At 66.9% G+C, this 17,084-nt stretch carries 17 protein-coding genes; 16 read left to right on the forward strand and 1 reads right to left on the reverse strand.

Annotated features, from left to right (window positions below):
- Nucleotides 1–13: 13 nt before the first annotated feature.
- Entirely contained in the window at nt 14–661 is a 648-nt protein-coding gene (locus tag ET21_RS0103420; RefSeq protein ID WP_021239979.1) for a 2OG-Fe(II) oxygenase, read from the reverse strand.
- 177 nt (nt 662–838) lie between these two features.
- Between ET21_RS0103420 and ET21_RS0103425 the strand changes: the two genes are divergently transcribed.
- The 16 genes from ET21_RS0103425 (at nt 839) to ET21_RS0103500 (ending at nt 17,084) form a co-directional block, all read left to right on the forward strand.
- Nucleotides 839–1,675 carry a type II secretion system protein N gene (locus ET21_RS0103425; protein ID WP_030538586.1) on the forward strand — a complete coding sequence of 279 codons (837 nt, stop codon included), beginning with the start codon at nt 839–841 and terminating at the stop codon, nt 1,673–1,675.
- Nucleotides 1,672–3,867: a type II secretion system secretin GspD gene (gspD, locus tag ET21_RS0103430; protein WP_030538587.1), complete on the forward strand. Its 2,196-nt coding sequence runs from the start codon at nt 1,672–1,674 to the stop codon at nt 3,865–3,867. Before ET21_RS0103425 ends, gspD begins: the two co-directional genes overlap by 4 nt.
- A gap of 121 nt (nt 3,868–3,988) precedes the next feature.
- Nucleotides 3,989–5,527, forward strand: coding sequence for a type II secretion system ATPase GspE (gene gspE / locus ET21_RS0103435; RefSeq protein WP_021239982.1), 1,539 nt, complete (start codon nt 3,989–3,991; stop codon nt 5,525–5,527).
- The gene (gspF, locus tag ET21_RS0103440; protein WP_021239983.1) at nt 5,520–6,737 is read left to right on the forward strand and encodes a type II secretion system inner membrane protein GspF; all 1,218 of its coding nucleotides are present in this window, start codon (nt 5,520–5,522) and stop codon (nt 6,735–6,737) included. The genes gspE and gspF overlap by 8 nt, the downstream gene beginning before the upstream one ends.
- Before the next feature lie 9 nt (nt 6,738–6,746).
- Complete coding sequence (gspG, locus tag ET21_RS0103445) at nt 6,747–7,307, forward strand: type II secretion system major pseudopilin GspG (protein WP_030538589.1); 561 nt, start codon at nt 6,747–6,749, stop codon at nt 7,305–7,307.
- A gap of 16 nt (nt 7,308–7,323) precedes the next feature.
- A complete protein-coding gene (locus ET21_RS0103450; RefSeq protein WP_081796318.1) occupies nt 7,324–7,938 on the forward strand; it encodes a GspH/FimT family pseudopilin in 615 nt (204 codons plus the stop codon).
- 10 nt (nt 7,939–7,948) lie between these two features.
- On the forward strand, nt 7,949–8,344 hold the full coding sequence (gene gspI, locus ET21_RS0103455; RefSeq protein ID WP_021239986.1) for a type II secretion system minor pseudopilin GspI: 396 nt from the start codon (nt 7,949–7,951) through the stop codon (nt 8,342–8,344).
- Complete coding sequence (gspJ, locus tag ET21_RS0103460) at nt 8,344–9,105, forward strand: type II secretion system minor pseudopilin GspJ (RefSeq protein WP_081856582.1); 762 nt, start codon at nt 8,344–8,346, stop codon at nt 9,103–9,105. Before gspI ends, gspJ begins: the two co-directional genes overlap by 1 nt.
- Nucleotides 9,098–10,087 (forward strand): type II secretion system minor pseudopilin GspK, encoded by a 990-nt coding sequence (gene gspK, locus ET21_RS0103465; protein WP_030538593.1) that lies wholly within the window; start codon nt 9,098–9,100, stop codon nt 10,085–10,087. Before gspJ ends, gspK begins: the two co-directional genes overlap by 8 nt.
- Entirely contained in the window at nt 10,084–11,196 is a 1,113-nt protein-coding gene (gspL, locus tag ET21_RS0103470; protein ID WP_030538594.1) for a type II secretion system protein GspL, read from the forward strand. Before gspK ends, gspL begins: the two co-directional genes overlap by 4 nt.
- A complete protein-coding gene (gene gspM / locus ET21_RS0103475) occupies nt 11,193–11,681 on the forward strand; it encodes a type II secretion system protein GspM (protein WP_030538595.1) in 489 nt (162 codons plus the stop codon). The genes gspL and gspM overlap by 4 nt, the downstream gene beginning before the upstream one ends.
- Entirely contained in the window at nt 11,678–12,400 is a 723-nt protein-coding gene (gene gspN / locus ET21_RS0103480; RefSeq protein WP_030538596.1) for a type II secretion system protein N, read from the forward strand. The genes gspM and gspN overlap by 4 nt, the downstream gene beginning before the upstream one ends.
- Entirely contained in the window at nt 12,397–13,146 is a 750-nt protein-coding gene (locus ET21_RS0103485; protein ID WP_030538597.1) for an A24 family peptidase, read from the forward strand. The genes gspN and ET21_RS0103485 overlap by 4 nt, the downstream gene beginning before the upstream one ends.
- A 72-nt stretch (nt 13,147–13,218) precedes the next feature.
- Nucleotides 13,219–14,343 (forward strand): glycosyltransferase family 2 protein, encoded by a 1,125-nt coding sequence (locus tag ET21_RS0103490; RefSeq protein WP_030538598.1) that lies wholly within the window; start codon nt 13,219–13,221, stop codon nt 14,341–14,343.
- Nucleotides 14,344–14,381: 38 nt separating this feature from the next.
- Entirely contained in the window at nt 14,382–15,818 is a 1,437-nt protein-coding gene (locus ET21_RS25550; protein WP_051767964.1) for a glycosyltransferase family 39 protein, read from the forward strand.
- Between the two features lie 60 nt (nt 15,819–15,878).
- A complete protein-coding gene (locus tag ET21_RS0103500) occupies nt 15,879–17,084 on the forward strand; it encodes a hypothetical protein (protein WP_051767966.1) in 1,206 nt (401 codons plus the stop codon).

Below are 17,084 nucleotides of genomic sequence, written 5' to 3' on the forward strand. Positions count from 1 at the left end.
GCGCTTCGCATCCTCATGCCCAGGGGCGTTCGCGATACCATTTGGTGATGATGTGCTTGACGCCGCTGCGCACTTTCATGCCGTGGTGCATGCTGGCGTCGTTGCATCGCCCGGCATCGGTGCGGTTGTTCCAGGCGAGCAGCTTTCCGGTTTCGGGCTGCACCGTCTTGCCGATCCTGACGAAGCGGGTCGCGCCGCCTGCCGCGGGCTGGTTGAGATAGACCATCAGCGTCCAGGTGCGGTTGCCCGCCACCGAACAATAGCGGGGATAGTCGGCCCCGGCCGGATCGAAGAAATCGGTATGCGCCTTGAATTCCTGACCCACGCCGTAGCGCTGGCCCTGAATCGGTTCGCCATAGGCGGGGTCGATTCCGGCAAAGGCGGCGAGGCGGGCGTCGATCTGCGCCACGAAGGGATCGGCCATGTCGAGGTCGCAGGTCTCGCTGGTGCGGAAAGCATTATCGCCATTGGCGTCGGCGATGGTGGAGGGGCGGCGCCTGTCCTCTATCCGGCCGATCAGGGCGGCGCATTCGTCCGGCGACAGGAACTGGCGCTGAATGAATAATGTGAGATCGCGGCTGGGCACGCGCTGAACACGGGGATGCGCCGCGATCCAGGCGGGATCGGCGTCAGGCGCGACGGGCGTTTGATCGGACAACATGGAAAGCTTTTTCGCCGGGAGAACCTTGAAAGCGGCGTCACGCTATCGCCCGGCGCGGGAAAAGCAAGCATCGTCGCTTCCGCTTTGCCTGCTGTAATATTACAGTCACATAACTGTCATTCGACGGTCAAAACAGTTTTCTAGCAGGCGCGTGCAGCAAGGGGGACGAGCGGGTTCATGCGGGTGCCATTCGCCGACAATATTGGGGGTTGGGGCAGTCGCCTGAAACCCATCAACTGGCTGGCGGTGGCGGAAAAGCTGCTGCTCGCCATCCTCGTCCTGCAATGCGTCCGGCTGATCTGGGCGGTGTTGACGCCGGTGGGCAGCTTTGGCCCCTGGGCCGGGCGGCAGGCGGAGTTTCCGAGCGTTCAGGCGCGGCAGGCGCTGTTTTCCAGTTTCGATCCGTTCAATCGCGGCGTTCCGGCGCAGGCGGCGGGCGGAGGCGTCGTCACCTCGCTGGCGCTGACGGTCTATGGCATCCGCCTGAACGAAGGGTCGGGCCTTGGTTCCGCCATCGTCGCCGGGCCGGACGGCGTGCAGAACAGCTATGCGGTGGGCGATGAGATCATGCCCGGCGTGGTGCTGAAAGGCGTGGCGTTCGACAATATCACGATCGACCGGGGCGGGGCGGAGGAGCAGGTGTTCCTGGACCAGTCGCAGCCGCCGCCTGATGCGCCAGCGCCAGCCGGACCGGCCGAAGGCGGAGCCTCTCCTGCGGGGGTGGCGGGGATCGACAATCCCACGGCGGACGGCTTGAAGCGTGACATCGGCTTTACCCCCCGGCTGCAAAATGGCCGCGTGACAGGGCTGATCCTGTCCGCCAAAGGGCCGGCATTCCAGAATGCCGGATTCCAGCCCGGCGACGTCATCACCCAGGTCGATGGGCAGCCGGTGGGTTCGGCCAGCGATCTTCAGGCGCTGCAAGGCAAGATCATGCCGGGCGCGCGCGTTTCCCTCATGGTCGAACGGGGCGCTGGCCTCGCCACGATCAACCTGACCTTGCAAGGCCAATGACCAGAAAACTGCTTCTTTCCGCCGCCGCCGCCCTGGCGCTGGCTGCGCCGATCGCTTCGCCCCTGATGGCGCAGCAGACGCTGAACGTGCGCGACGCCGACATACGGGCCTTCATCCAGGATGCGGCGCGGGTGACGGGGCGCACCTTCATCATCGACAATCGCGTGCAGGGGAAGGTGTCGGTGGTGACGGACCGGCCGCTGTCACGATCGGAATATTTCGAGATTTTCCTGTCCACCCTGCGCGCCAACGGCCTGGTCGCCGTGCCAGCGCCGGGCGGGGCCTACCGCATCCAGCCCGCCGACGGCGCGGCGGGTCAGCCGAGCGCGGTCGGGCGAGCGAGCAACCGCAACCAGTTCGTGACCGAAGTCTTCCGCCTGCGCTCCATCGATGCGGCGAGCGCGCTGGAAACGCTGCGCCCGCTGGTGAGCAAGGACGGGTCGGTGACGGCCAACCGCGCGGGCAACAGCGTGGTGGTGGCGGACTATGCGGACAATATCGGCCGCATCCGGCAGGTGATCGCGCGGATCGACCGCGACACGGCGGCGACGCAGACGGTGCTGTTGCGCAATGCCGGTGCGCGGGAGATCGCGACATCGCTCCAGGCGCTGGTGCAGAGCGGCAGCGGTGAGGGCGCGGCGCGGGCGGCGACCATCGTGCCGATCGACAGCAGCAATGCGGTGGCGATCCGGGGCGACGCCGGAACCGTCGCGCGGCTGGCGCAGATGGCGCGCGACCTTGACCGGCAGGCGGCGAGCGGGACGGAGATCCGCGTCTACTGGCTGGAACATGCCGATGCGGAAAAGCTGCTGCCCGTGCTGCAACAACTGGTCGGGCAATCCACCAGCCAGCCGGTGACGGCATCGACGCCCGCAGAGGGCAGCGGAGCGCCGCCGCCTGCTGCCGCGCCTGCCGTGGCGGTTTCCGGCGGCGGATCGGGCGGCAACGGCATTTCGACGCGCGGCCCTGCGATCGTGACCCGCTATGAAGGCGCGAACGCCATCATCGTCGCGGCGAACAGCGACGTGCAGCGGATGCTGGGCGAAACGATCCGCCAGATCGACACGCGGCGCGAGCAGGTGCTGGTGGAGGCCATCATCGTCGAGATCAGCGACGCCGCCGCCAAGAAGCTGGGCGTGCAATTCCTGATCGGCAGCACCAAGACGGGCTTTGCCGCGACCAACTATTCCAATGCGCAGCCCAATCTGCTGACGCTGGCGGGGGCGGTCGGCGCCAATCAACTGGGTGAGCAGAAGACGGTCGTGGTGGCGCCGGATGGCACGCGCACGGAAACGACGACGCGGCAGAATGGCGACCTTGCCAACACCTTGCAGCAGGCGGCGGTCGACAGCCTGATGAACGCGACCGGCGGCTTTGGCGGCGTGGCGACGCGGCTGGGCAGCAATGGCATCTTCGGCGCGATCATCAATGCGGTGAAGTCGGATACGGACAGCAACATCCTGTCCACCCCGTCCGTCATGACGATGGACAATCAGAAGGCGTCGATCCTGGTCGGGCAGCAGGTGCCGATCACCACCGGCGAGGCGCTGAGCCAGAATTTCGACAATCAGTTCCGCACCGTCCAGCGGCAGGATGTCGGCATCAAGCTGGAGGTGAAGCCCCAGATCAACACGGGCGGCGCGATCAAGCTGTTCCTGCATCAGGAAGTGTCGAGCGTGGCTGGCCCCGTCAGCAACAACAACAGCGACCTCATCATCAACAAGCGCGAAATCGAGACGATGGTGACGGTGGACGATGGCGAGATACTGGCGCTGGGCGGCCTGCTGGACGATAATGAGCGCAAGACGATCGAGCGCATTCCGCTGCTGTCCGACATTCCGGGCATAGGCGAGCTGTTCAAGTCGCGCAGCAAGAGCCGGACCAAGACCAACCTGATGGTCTTCATCCGACCGACGATCCTGCGGTCGAAGGAGGATGCGCAAAGGCTGACGCAGCAGCGCTATGGCTATGTCCGCGACATGCAACTGGCGCGCAATCCCGAAGCCGAACCGAGCATCGATGAACTGGTGCGCGACTATATGGGCGCGACGCCGCCCGCGCCGATGCAGCCGGGCGATGCGGTGGTGCAGCCCGGCGCGGCCGCGCCGGGGCAGGTGATCGAACCCACGATGCGGCAGTCGAGCGGCGTTGTGCGGCCTGTCGAGGTTCCGGCGAGCGGGGGGAGGCGGTGATGCGATCGCTTCTTGCCGTTCGCCCGGAGCGAAGTCGAAGGGCTCTCCCGGCCACGGGGAAGGGGCTTTCGCTCCGCGCAGCACAGGGCTTCGGCTTCGCTCAGCCCGAACGGAGGCTGGCGTGAGTGAGCCGCTGACAGGAGATGTTCCGCCGCACGCCGCCCCCCGCGCGGTCGATATCCCCTATGTCTTCGCGCGCAAGCATGGGGTGGTCATGCTGCCTTCGGAGGGCGACCGGCTGACCATCGCCGTGCGCGAGGGGAGCGATCCGCGCGTGCTGCTGGAGGTGCGGCGGCACCTGGCGCGCAGCTTCGACGTGACGTTCGTCGATGCGCAGAAGTTCGACCGGCACCTGTCCGACCATTATGCGATGGAAGGGAGCGCCGCCGCCATGGCGGGGTCGCTGGACGTGGGCGCGGACGAGCTGGACATATTGGCCGCCGACATTCCCACCGCCGACGACCTGCTGGACAGCGCCGATGATGCGCCCGCCATCCGCCTGATCAACGGCATCATCGCCGAAGCGGCGCGGCAGGGCGTGTCGGACATCCACATCGAACCCTATGAGACGGGCCTGATCGTGCGGATGCGCGTCGACGGCGTGCTGCGCGAGACGCTGCGCATGCCGCCGCACGTCGCGCCGGTGGTGGTCAGCCGCATCAAGGTGATGGCGCGGCTGGACATTGCCGAGCGGCGCGTGCCGCAGGACGGACGCATCGGCCTGACGCTGGGCGGCAAGCTGCTGGACGTGCGCGTATCCACCTTGCCGAGCCGGGCGGGCGAGCGCGTTGTGCTGCGCATTCTCGACAAGGAGAATGCGGGCATGAACCTGGACCTGCTGGGCATGGCGGGCGCGGCGGACCGGATCTTCCGCGAGGGGTTGCAGGAGCCCAACGGCATCATCCTGGTCACAGGGCCGACCGGATCGGGCAAGACGACGACGCTCTATGCAGGCCTGCGCACGCTGAATGACGGGTCGCGCAACATACTGACGGTCGAGGACCCGGTCGAATATGCGATCGAGGGGGTGGGCCAGACACAGGTGAATGCCAAGGTCGGCCTGACCTTCGCGGCGGGGCTGCGCGCGATCCTGCGCCAGGACCCGGACGTGGTGATGGTCGGCGAAATCCGCGACCGGGAAACGGCGGAGATCGCCGTTCAGGCGTCGCTGACGGGCCATCTGGTGCTGTCCACCGTCCATACCAACGACGCGGTGGGCGCGATCACGCGGATGCGCGACATGCGGGTCGAACCCTTCCTGCTCGCTTCCACCCTGCGCGCGGTGATTGCCCAGCGGCTGGTGCGGCGGCTGTGCCAGAATTGCCGGGAGCCGGTGCAGGCGGACAAGTCGGCGAGCGCGCTGCTGGGCTTCGATCCGGGCACGATCATCTACCGCGCGCGCGGATGCGACCAGTGCAACGGCACGGGTTACAAGGGCCGGATCGGCGTGTTCGAGGCGATCCGCGTGGACGACACGATCCGCCGCCTGATCAACGATGGCGGCGATGAATCGCTGATCGCCCGCCACGCCTTCCTGAATGCGCCCAACCTTGGGTCCGCAGCCCGCGCGCTGGTGCGCGACGGGCAGACCACGGCGGAGGAAGCCATCCGCGTGTCGCGGCGCGATGCGGCCGAGGTGGAAACCATCGGCGATGGCTGAATATGATTATATCGCGATTGATCCTGCGGGGAAGGAGCGCAAGGGGTCGGTCAAGGCCGGGACGATCGAGGATGCCCGCGCGCGGCTGGATGCGCGCAAGCTGTTCGTGGTGCAGCTGGAGGCAGGCGCGGCGGAGGTGGCGCGCAAGCGGGCCGGGCTGTCGCTGCGCGCGCCGCGGCTTTCGGCGAAGGAACTGACGCTGTTCACCCGGCAACTCGCCACGCTGATCCAGGTCAGCCCGCTGGAGGAGGCGCTGCGCACGATCGGGCGGCAGAGCGAGCAGGCGCATGTGCAGGCGATCGTCGGCAAGGTGCATTCCGGCGTGCTGGAGGGCCGCAGGCTGGCCGATGCGCTGGGCGCGGAGCCGAAAAGCTTCCCGCCGCTTTATCGCGCGATGATTTCGGCGGGCGAAAGTTCGGGCAGCCTGCCCACGATCATGGAGCGCCTGTCGAACCTGATGGAGCGGCAGGCGGTGATCCGGTCCAAGGTGCTGACCGCCATCGCCTATCCCAGCGTGCTGGCGGTGTTCGCCGTGTGCGTCGTCGCCGCGCTGATGATCTTCGTCGTGCCCAAGGTGGTGGAACAGTTCGATACGGTGGGGCAGGACCTGCCGCTGCTGACGCGGATGGTGATGGGGCTGTCAGCATTTCTGGCCAATTATTGGTGGCTGCTAGCGATCCTGACCGGGGTTGCCGCGCTGGGATTCTGGCGGGCGCTCAAGATCGAGGGCTTTCGCTATCGGTTCGACGCGACGCTGTTGCGCCTGCCGCTGCTGGGCCGCCTGATCCGCGACTTGCATGCGGCCCGGATGGCGCGGACGCTGTCCACCATGGTGGCGAGCCGCCTGCCGCTGATGGAGGGGCTGCTGCTCACCACGCAGACGGTGCACAACCGGGTGCTGCGGCAGGCGTCGGAGGAGATTGTCGAGGCCATTCGCGGCGGCGGCAGCCTGTCGGCGGCGCTGCGGCGGGCGGGCGTCTTTCCGCCGCTGCTGGTCTATCTGGCGGCGAGCGGGGAGAGCGCAGGGCGGCTGGACACGATGCTGGAGCGCGCGGCCGACTATCTGGAGCGGGAGTTCGACAGCTTCACCTCCGCCGCGCTGGCCATGCTGGAGCCGGTGATCATCATATTGATGGGCGGCATTGTGGCCGTCATCATCCTGTCTATCCTGCTGCCCATCCTGCAATTGCAGAGCCTTACGGGGGCCTGAGGAGTGAATATGCGAGATTTCAAGACCGTTCGGGCCGAGCTTGTCGAAGTCCTCCACTTCCTTGGGAAGAAAGACGTGCCCCCTTCGACTGCCTGCCAAAGGCAGGCGCTCAGGACAGGCTTCGACAGGCTCAGGACGAACGGAGGTGGGCGCGGCGAAGAAGGCTTCACCCTAGTCGAATTGATGGTGGTCATCGTGATTATCGGCCTGCTGGCGACGATCGTGGCGATCAACGTCATTCCGGCGACGGATACGGCGCGGGTGGAAAAGGCGAAGGCGGACATCGCGACGATCGAGCAGGCGCTGGAGCAGTACCGGCTCGACAACCTCAGCTACCCCGCGCAGACCGACGGGTTGCAGGCGCTGATCAGCCCGCCCGCTTCGCTGGCGCAGCCGCAGCGCTATCGCCGGGGCGGCTATATCAAGAAGCTGCCCAACGACCCGTGGGGCCGGGCCTATAATTATACCGTGCCCGGACGGAAGGGCGCGTTCGACATCAGTTCGCTGGGCGCGGACGGCCAGCCGGGCGGCGAGAATGAGAATGCCGACATCTTCTCCAGCGAGCTTTGAGGCGGGGCTCCTTCCGATGGCGCAGGGCCGGGCGGGGGTGGAGCGGGGAGCGAGCCTCTGGGTCCCCGCCTTCGCGGGGACACGCTCGGGTGCCGGCGAGCGCGGCTTCAGGCTTTCGGGGCGTTCCGCCGAACACGGCTTCACGCTTTCGCGCCGTTCTGCCGAACACGGCTTCACGCCTTCGCGCCGTTCCGCCGAACACGGCTTCACGCTGGTCGAACTGATGGTCGTGCTGACGATCATCGGCTTCATTTCGGCTGCGGTCGTGCTGGCCATTCCCGATCCGCGCGGGCGGGTGATCGAGGATGCCGACCGCTTTGCCGCGCGCGTTGCCGCCGCGCGCGACGAAGCGGTCGTGACCTCGCGTCCCATGGGCGTTTGGGTTTCGGCGTCGGGCTATGGCTTTCAAAGGCGTGAAGGGGCGCAGTGGGTGCCGGTCGAAGACAAGCCCTTCGTCACATCCAACTGGAAGGCGGGAACGCGCGCGCTGGTGGGGAAGGACGGGCGGCAGCAGATCGGATTCGATGGAACGGGGCTGCCGACCGATCCCATGAAGGTCACGCTGGCGCGGGAAGCGGAGCGTGTCGCGGTGACCGTCGACATGGCCGGGAAGGTGGCCGTGGGTGGTTAAGTTCAGCCTCATGAAGCATCCTGCTCCTGCCTGCGCGGGAAGATGGGGGAAGAAAGAGCAGGGCTTTACCCTGCTGGAGATGCTGGTCGCGCTGGCGGTGTTCAGCCTTGCCGCGCTGGCGCTGGTGCGGTTGCAGGGGGTGACGCTGCGCACGGCGGCGGACCTGGACAGCAAGGCGCTGGGGCAGATCGTCGCGCGCAACCTGATGGTGGAGGTGCAGACCGATCCCGCCCCGCCCTCGCTGGGCAAGGAAGAGGGCGAGGTGGAGAATGGCGGCCGCCGCTGGCGCTGGAGCCGCGAGGTCAAGGCGATGGACGACAAAAGGCTGTTGCAGGTCGACCTGACCGTGGATGGCCAGCCCGGTGCTTCGCCCGTGGTGCTGAGCTTTGTGCGGGTGGTGCAGTGATGGATCGCCTTCCAAGTCGTGGCTCGTCGTCCTGGGTCCCCGCCTTCGAGGGGACGCGCTCGGGCGCCGACGAGCGCGGCTTCAGGCTTTCGGGGCGTTCCGCCGAACACGGCTTCACGCTTTCGGGGCTTTCCGCCGAACACGGCTTCACGCTGATCGAACTGCTGGTCGCGCTGATGATCTTCGCGATGCTGGCGGCTGCGGGCGTGCTGCTGCTGGGCAACAGCGTTTCGGCGCAGGCGCAGATCAAGACGCGGCTGGACGACATGGCGGCGGTGCAGCGCGCCAGCGGGGCGCTGGCCGCGGACCTTGGCCAGGCGGTGCCGCGCATCAGCCGCACGGAAAGCGGTACGCTCGCGCCCGCATTCTGGTCGCACCGGCAGGGCGAGGAGATGCCGGTCATGCAGTTCGTGCGCGGGGGGTGGGACAATCTGGGCGACCTGCCGCGCCCTTCGATCCAGAAGGTCGAATATTGGGTGCGGCAGGGGCGGCTGGAGCGGCGCACCTATGCGCAGGTCGATGGCGCGGCTGGCGACGAGCCCGCCGCGCTGCTGGACCATGTCGATGACGTGACGCTGCGCTTCCGCGATGGGCAAGGGGAATGGCACGGCGAATGGACGCCCATCCAGCCCGACCTGATGCCGCGCGCGGTGGAGATGACGATCGCGCGCACCGGGCAGCCGCCCGTCACCCTGCGTTTCCTGGTCGGGCCGGGGCCTGTGGAAAAGCCGGTGGTGGAAGGGGAGGCGGCCATTGGCTGACGTCCCCAGGGCCAATGAACGGGGCGCGGCGCTGCTGACCGTGCTGCTGCTGGTCGCGGTGATGGCGGTGGTCGCATCGACCGCGCTGGAGCGGCTGGCGCTGGCGACGCGGATGACCGGCAATGGCGGATCGGTCGATCAGGCGCGCGCCTTTGCCGAGGCGGGGACGGAGATGGCGCGGCTGAGGATCGGCGATCTGGTCGCCGCCAGTCCGGGCAAGACGACGCTGGCGGGGAACTGGATGGGCACGGCGCAGTCCATTCCGGTGCCCGGCGGCATGGCGACCGCGCGGGTGACCGATGCGGGCAACTGCTTCAACCTCAACAGCGTGGTGGCGGGCGAGAGCGAGGCGAAGCTGACGGTGCGGCCGATCGGCATCTCGCAATTTCAGGCGCTGCTGCAAGCGCTGGGCGTCGATGCGCGGCAGGCGCAGGTCGCGGCGGCGTCGCTGGGCGACTGGATCGACACGGACAGCGTGCCCCAGCCGGGCGGCGCGGAGGATGAAGTCTATGCGCAGGCGGCGCGTCCCTATCGCGCGGCCAACCGATTCATGGTGGACCTCAGCGAGCTGCGGGCCGTGGCTGGCGTGACGCCCGCCATCTACGCCATTGTCCGGCCGTGGGTGTGCGCGTTGCCGACGGCGGATCTTTCGCCGATCAACATCAACACGCTGCTGCCGTCGCAGGCGCCTTTGTTCGCCATGCTGCTTCAAGGGCAGATCAGCGTCGCCCAGGCGCGCGAACTGCTGGCGCGGCGGCCCGCCGATGGCTACGGCAGCACGCACCAATTCTGGGCGGGGCTGGCGAGCCAGGGGATCACGCCGCTGGAAGAAGCCGGGCAACAGGTCAAATTGACGACAGGATTTTTCGGGGTGGAAGTGACGGTGGACGCCGGGGGAACAGAGGTGGTCGAGCAGGCGCTGATCGACGCGCGGGAAAGCCCCGCTAGGTTGATCCGCCGTAGCTGGGGGACCGGCGCATGACCGTGCGCGACGGGCTGATCGTATCGCTGCCCGAACAGGGCGATCCGCTGTGGACGCGGGTCGCCGATGGCGTTGCCGTGCAGAGCGGGACCGGCGCGAACTGGCTGGCGGAGTGCGGGCTGACCGCCCTTCCGGCTGGCACGGTCGTCATGCTGGTCGCGCCCGCCGCGCTGGTGACGCTGCATTGGGCCAGCTATCCTGAACTGCCGCCACGGCAGGGCCGGGCGGCGGCACGGCTGGCGGCGCTGGCGAGCGGGATCGTGCCTGCCGACCAGCTGTTCGCGGTTGCGGACCGGAATGAAGATCCGGCCCGCCCGCATATCATTGCGGTGGCGGCGCGCAGCGACATGCAGCACTGGCTGCTCTGGGCGCAGCATCATGGGCTGGACCCCGACATCATCGTGCCCGCGCCGCTGCTGCTGCCGGAACCCGCCGAAGGGTTCAGCCGTGGCGTGGCGGGCGGCGATCCGGTGCTGCGGGGCGTTGACATCGCCTTGCCCGCCGATGTGGCGATGCCGGAACTGACCGGGGACGCGCCCGTGCATGACGTGCCCGCCGCGCAGGTGACGGCGGCCGCGATCGCTGCGCTGGCCGATCCGCCGATCGACATGCGGCAGGGCGACTTCGCCAAGCGGGTGCGGCGGCCGGTCGACAAGCAGGCGCTGGGCCGCATCCTTCTTTGGAGCGGGCTGATCCTGCTCGCCAGCCTGTTGATCGCGCTGGTCAGTGTCGCGCGGGAGCATATGACGGCGAGCCGCGTCGACGCCGAGAGCCTGGCGCTCGCCCGGCAGGTGGTGCCGGGGACGGACGACCTTGCGCAGGCCGAGGCGGAGATGGACCGCAAGCTGGCCGAGCGGGGCGCGGGGGCCTATGCCTTCACCGCGCCGGTCGCTGGGCTTTTGTCCGCGATCCAGGCGGAGCCGGGCGTGTCGCTGACGGCGCTGTCGCGCGATGCTGACGGGATGATCCGCGCGACGCTGGCGGCGGCGAAGGCCGATGAGATCAACCGGGTGCTGCTGGCATTGCAGACAGCGGGCTTCACGATAACGGCCACCCCGTCCCAGGACCCTGGCGGGCGGACGCTGGCGGACATTACGGTGCGATCATGATGGAGCGGATGAAGGCGCTGTGGGGCGAAAGGTCGCCGCGCGAACAATGGATGCTGGGCATCATGTTCGCGCTGCTGGCGATCGTGATCCTGTGGCTGGGGGTGATGTGGCCGCTCCAGTCGGCGCAGCGGTCGGCGCGCGCCGCGCTGGCGGAGGCGACCGACCGGAACGCGAGCATCCGGGCGAAGGTTAAGCTGTTGAAATCGCTTCCTCGCACCGGCGCTACCGCTGCTTCGGCGGGCAGCATCGACCAGCTCATCGGCCAGTCGGCGGGCGAAGCGGGGCTGACGCTGGAACGCGCGCAGGCGCAGGGGGCGAACAGGATCGACATCGCCATGGCTTCGGTGCGGCCGGTCGCGCTCTTTTCCTGGCTGGCGGCGCTGGAGGCGCAGGGCATTCGGGTGGACACGATCACCGCCCGGCCTTCCGTCACGGCGGGCAGCCTGTCGGTGCAGGCGGTGCTGGTGCGGGGAGCGGGGCAATGATGGGCCTTCGCCTGTCCCGCCGCGCGCGGCTGGCGCTGATCGCGCTGTTCGCCTTCGGCTTCATCCTGTTCATGCCGATGCGGATCGCGATCGGCCTTGCGGGGCTGGAGAAAGTGGGCGTTACCGCGCGCGACGTGCGCGGCACCATATGGGGCGCGCGGATCGACCAGCTGATGCTTGGGACGATGCCGATGGGGTCGGTGCGGGCGGCGCTTTCGCCCGTATCGCTGCTGATGGCGCGTGCGCGGTTCGACATAGAAAGGCGCAGCGGCGCGGCCGATGACCTGCGCGGCGCGCTGACGGTCGGCTTTGGCCGGGCAGGGGTGGATGATGTTACCGGCGCGGTGCCGCTGGGGCGGACATTCGCGCCCCTGCCGGTCGGCAGCCTGGCGATGGAGGATGTGAGCGCCTATTTTACCGGCGACCAGTGCGGCCATGCCGAAGGACGGGTGCGGGCGCAGATGGCCGGGCAATTCCCCGGCCTGAACCTGAGCCAGGGACTGTCGGGCACGATCAGTTGCGACGGCGGCGCGCTGCTGATGCCGCTGGCGAGCCAGTCGGGCATGGAAAAGCTGACCCTGCGCATCTGGCGGTCGGGCCGCTATGTGGCCGAAATGCGGGTGGACACGGCCGACGCGACGCTGGCCGAAGCGCTGGGCAATGTGGGCTTTGCCGGCATTGGCGGCGCGCGTGTGCTGAAGGTCGAAGGCACGTTGTGATCGATCCGATTGCCGCCGCGATGGGCGGGATAGCCGGGGCGATCGCCGGCAGCTTCCTCGCCACGCTGATCCTGCGCTGGCCGGAAGGCAGGAGCGTGATGCGGGGCCGGTCCGCCTGCGACGGGTGCGGGCGGGTGCTGAGCGCCGCCGATCTCGTGCCGATGGTGAGCGCGCTCATGCAGCGGGGGCGGTGCCGAAGCTGCGGCGTGCGGATCGATCCGCTGCATGGCCGGGTCGAGGCGGGGTGCGCCATCATCGGCGCGCTGGCGCTTGGCTTCGCGCCGGGGCTGGACGGCGCGGGATGGGCGTTGCTGGGGTGGCTTCTGCTGGTGCTGGCGGTGCTGGACTGGCGGCATTTCTGGCTGCCCGACGCGCTGACCCTGCCGCTCGCCTTCATGGGGCTGACGATCGGGCTGTGGGTGACTGCGCCGCCCTTGATCGACCGGGTGATCGGGGCGGCGGCCGGGTATCTCTGCCTGCTTGCTCTCGCCCTGCTGTACCGCCTGGCGCGCGGCCGGGAAGGGCTGGGCCTGGGCGATGCCAAGCTGCTGGGCGCGCTGGGCGCATGGTTCGGCTGGCAGGCGCTGCCCTTCATCCTGCTGATGGCGTCCACGCTGGGGCTGATGGCGGTGCTGGCCAGCATGGCGCGCGGCGGGGCGATCGACCGGATGACGCGCATTCCGCTTGGCACCTGCCTGGCCGTTGCGGCGATACCGGGGTGGTGGGTGTCAGGGGTACTCCATTAGCGGCTCGCAAAGAAAGATTGTGTTGGGTGAACGCAACGCATAGGGGAAGCGACCGGGTTAGCGGCGGCAAACATGCACAATCTTCAACTATCCTATCCTTCTGCGGAGCAGCTATGGGTTCCTCCGCAATATGGCGTGATCATCCCGACCTTCGAAGAACGCGACAATGTGAAGCCGCTGTTCGCGAAGCTTCAGGCGGTCATGCCGGAGCGCGGGTGGGAAGTGATCTTCGTCGATGATGATTCGCGCGATGGCACGCCGGAGGCGATCTATGAGCTGATGGCGCTGCATCCGAACGTGCGGCTGATCCGGCGCTTCGGGCGGAGAGGGTTGTCGTCGGCGGCGGTCGAGGGAATGATGGCTACCGCCGCCCCCGTGGTCGCGGTCATGGATGCGGACATGCAGCATGACGAAGCCATCCTGCCCGCTTTGTTGCAGTCCATCGACGATGGTTCAGACGTGGCCCTGGGCACGCGATATGCGCAGGACGGGTCGTGCGGCAGCTGGGCCCAGAGCCGGGCTCTGATCAGCCGCTTCGCCACCAGCATCGCCGCGCGCGTCAATAAGAATCCCGTCAGCGATCCGATGAGCGGCTTCCTTTGCGTGCGGCGGGACCTGGTGGTTGAGCTGATGCCCCGGCTCAGCCTGATCGGGTTCAAGATCCTTCTGGACATATTGATGTCGAGCCCCCGCAAGTTGAAGATTTCCGAAATTCCTTATCATTTCCGGTGCCGGACGGCTGGCGAGAGCAAGCTGGACGTCAATGTTTCCGTCGATTTCATGCTTCTGCTGCTGGAAAAGAAGATCGGGCGGTTCGTGCCCGCGCGCCTTTTCCTGTTCCTGGCGGTCGGCGGATCGGGCCTTGTCGTTCATCTGTTGCTGCTGCGGTCGATGCTGGCGCTTGGCACGTCGTTCATGGTGGCCCAGGCGGTTGCGGTTGCGGTGTCGATCGCATCCAATTTCAGCCTGAACAATGCGCTTACCTATCGTGACCGCCGCCTGCGGGGATGGAGCATGGTCCGTGGACTGCTGAGTTTTTATGCAGTGTGCGGGATTGGCGCGATCGCCAATGTGGGTGTCGCGTCCTTCCTGTACCTGGGGCATGAGCGCTGGTGGGTGGCGGGGATCGCGGGCGCGGTCATCGGTGCGGTCTGGAACTATGTGGCATCTTCCTTCTTCACCTGGCGCCGGAAGTGACGGCTGAACATAGGGCTAGGGGCTGGCCTGGCGAGTGGTTGTGGCCCATCGCGCTTTTCGTCCTGGTCGCTCTGGCGTCCCGCTGGTACAGTTTCGGCAATCCGGTCATCGACATAGACGAGCAATTTTACCTGCTCGTCGGGCAGCGCATGCATGAGGGGCTGCTGCCTTATGTCGACATATGGGACCGCAAGCCAGTCGGGCTGTTCATCATCTATTGGGCGATGGCGCTGGGAGGATCGGGCGTCTACGCCTATCAGATCGCGGCCTGCCTAACCGCCGCAGCAACGGCCCTGGTCATCTACCGGATCGCCTTGCGCGTTGCGGAGCCGGGCGGCGCGGTCATCGCCGGTGTTTCCTACCTCCTGTACCTGCTGACGTTCGGCGGCGCCGGGGGACAGTCACCGGTTTTCTATAACCTGTTCGTCGCCATGGCGGTGCTGGGAACGATGCGCGTGCTGGCCGCCTGCCAGCCTGCGAACCTGCTGCGCAACGGCATGGTCATCATGCTGCTGACCGGCTGCGCCATCCAGATCAAATATCCGGTCCTTTTCGAAGGGATATTCATTGGGCTGGCGCTGATGTGGCAATGCTGGCGCGAACGGAAAAGCCTGCCCTTTCTGGCGCTGGCCACGATCGCGTGGGTGGCATGCGCCTTGCTGCCCACGGTGGTGGCGCTCGCTTACTATGTTTTCCTGGGGCAGGCCGACGCATTCATACAGGCCAATTTCCTGTCGATCTTCGGGCGGCAAGAACCCCTCTGGGAAGCGTGGCGGCGTCTGGCCATACATACCGCGTTGCTGGCGCCCTTCTGGATCGCGGCAGTGATCGTTACGAGGAAGGCCCGCGAATTCGAGGGCCAGAGGAAGGCCGATCTACTCTTCGTCCGCCTGTGGTTGATCGTCGCAACGGCGGGTTATCTGATCTTCGGAAGCTATTACGATCATTATACCCTGCCTCTTCTTCTGCCGCTCGCCGTGCTGGCGGCTCCTGTCCTGACGAAGTTCAACAAGGTGACGCCTCTGGCCATTTTGCTGTTGCTGACCAGCGGCATTTCAGGCGGCATCAAGGCCTATAGCGAAGTCAGGAAGGAAGGAAACCGGCAGCAGGCGGAGCGCATCGCATCGATCGTCCGTGCGCAATTGCATGGCGGATGCCTGCATGTCTTTGAAGGGCCGCCCGCCCTTTATTCCATGACCGGGGCATGTTTCGCCACGCGGTTCGTCTTCCCCAGCCACTTCAATCACCTGAAGGAAGCCAACGCCTTGGGCGTGCCGGTTTCCGGCGCGTTGAACGAGATGCTGGCGCGGCGGCCGGCGGTGATCGTCGCCAGCGCCAAGGCAAAGCCGAGCAGCAGCAACATGGTGACGCGGCGGATATTGTGGACGGCTCTGCAACGTCACTATCATCTGGTCGCGCCAGCCAGGCTGGGCAAAAGCGAGCTTCTGGTCTTCGCGATCAATCGTCGCGAATAAGGCCTCCCGGCATCCGGCCTTTTTTGACGGCCGGGGCAGTCCTCTTTATGGGACGCCCGCATGCAGAGGCAGCCGCACGGTCATTCCATCCCCGCAGGAGCGATCGTCTTCCTGTTCAACCATGACGCGACGCATCAGCTTGCGCATACGGCGGGCATCCTGCGCGCGCTTGCGGGCAAGCGGGCGGCTTTTCCGCTGGTCTGCGCCTTTGGCACGCGGGCAATCGCGCAGGGGGTGCGGGACATTGTCGGCGAAGAGGCGGCGGCGCGGATCATCTGGTTCGACATGGGGCTGCGGCGCGCCGGGCCGGTCCTGCGGCTGATCAACCGGATCGCGCCGACCGAGCGGCTGGCGCGGCTGAAACGGCATGCCGCCGAACTGCGCAACGCCGCGCTGATCGTCAGCCCGGAGCGGACATGCCTGCGCCTCAAGCGCGAGTGGAAGGATGGCGGGCCCCAGATCATCTTCGTTCCCCATGGCGCAGGCGACCGGTCGGTCACCTATCACCCGGACATGGCGAATTTCGACGCGATGCTGGTGTCGGGGCAGAAGGTCGCCGACGAGATGCTGGGCCACGGCCTCGCGTCGCCGGAGACGATCGCTATCATCGGCTATCCCAAATTCGACCTGATCGATACGGATGCGCGGCCGTCCTTCTTCGATGATGACCGGCCGGTCTTCCTCTACAATCCCCATTTCGACCCCTATCTGTCGAGCTGGTATCGGCACGGGCATGCCATCATCAACTGGTTTGCATTCGGGCCGGGACGGAATTTCAACCTGATCTTCGCGCCGCACATCATGCTGTTCCGCAAGAAGCTGCACATTTCGCCGGAATATCGGGTGATGAAGCGGCGGCCTGACCTCGACCCGCGCTGGCAGGGATTGCCCAATATCCATGTCGACGTGGACAGCCAGCGCCTGACCGACATGAGCTATACGCTGGGGAGCGACGCCTATATCGGCGACGTCAGCAGCCAGATTTACGAATTTCTCTGCCGTCCGCGCCCGGCCTTCTTCATCGATACGCACTGGCGGCAGGACGGCGGGGCGTTGCCCTATCTGTCGTGGACCGCGGGAGATGTCGTCCCATCCGCGGACGCGCTTTTCCCGCTGCTGCCCGGCTTTTGCGAGAGGGGGGAGCATTATCGCGCGCAGCAGCAGAGGATCTTCGACTATACCATGTCGGCATCGGCGCAATCCTCTTCAGAGCGGGGCGCGCTGGCGATCCTGTCCTGGATGGAGGAGGGGCGTTTCCCGTCCTGA

The organism is Sphingobium sp. DC-2 (assembly GCF_000722555.1).
Taxonomy (GTDB): Bacteria; Pseudomonadota; Alphaproteobacteria; order Sphingomonadales; family Sphingomonadaceae; genus Sphingobium; species Sphingobium quisquiliarum.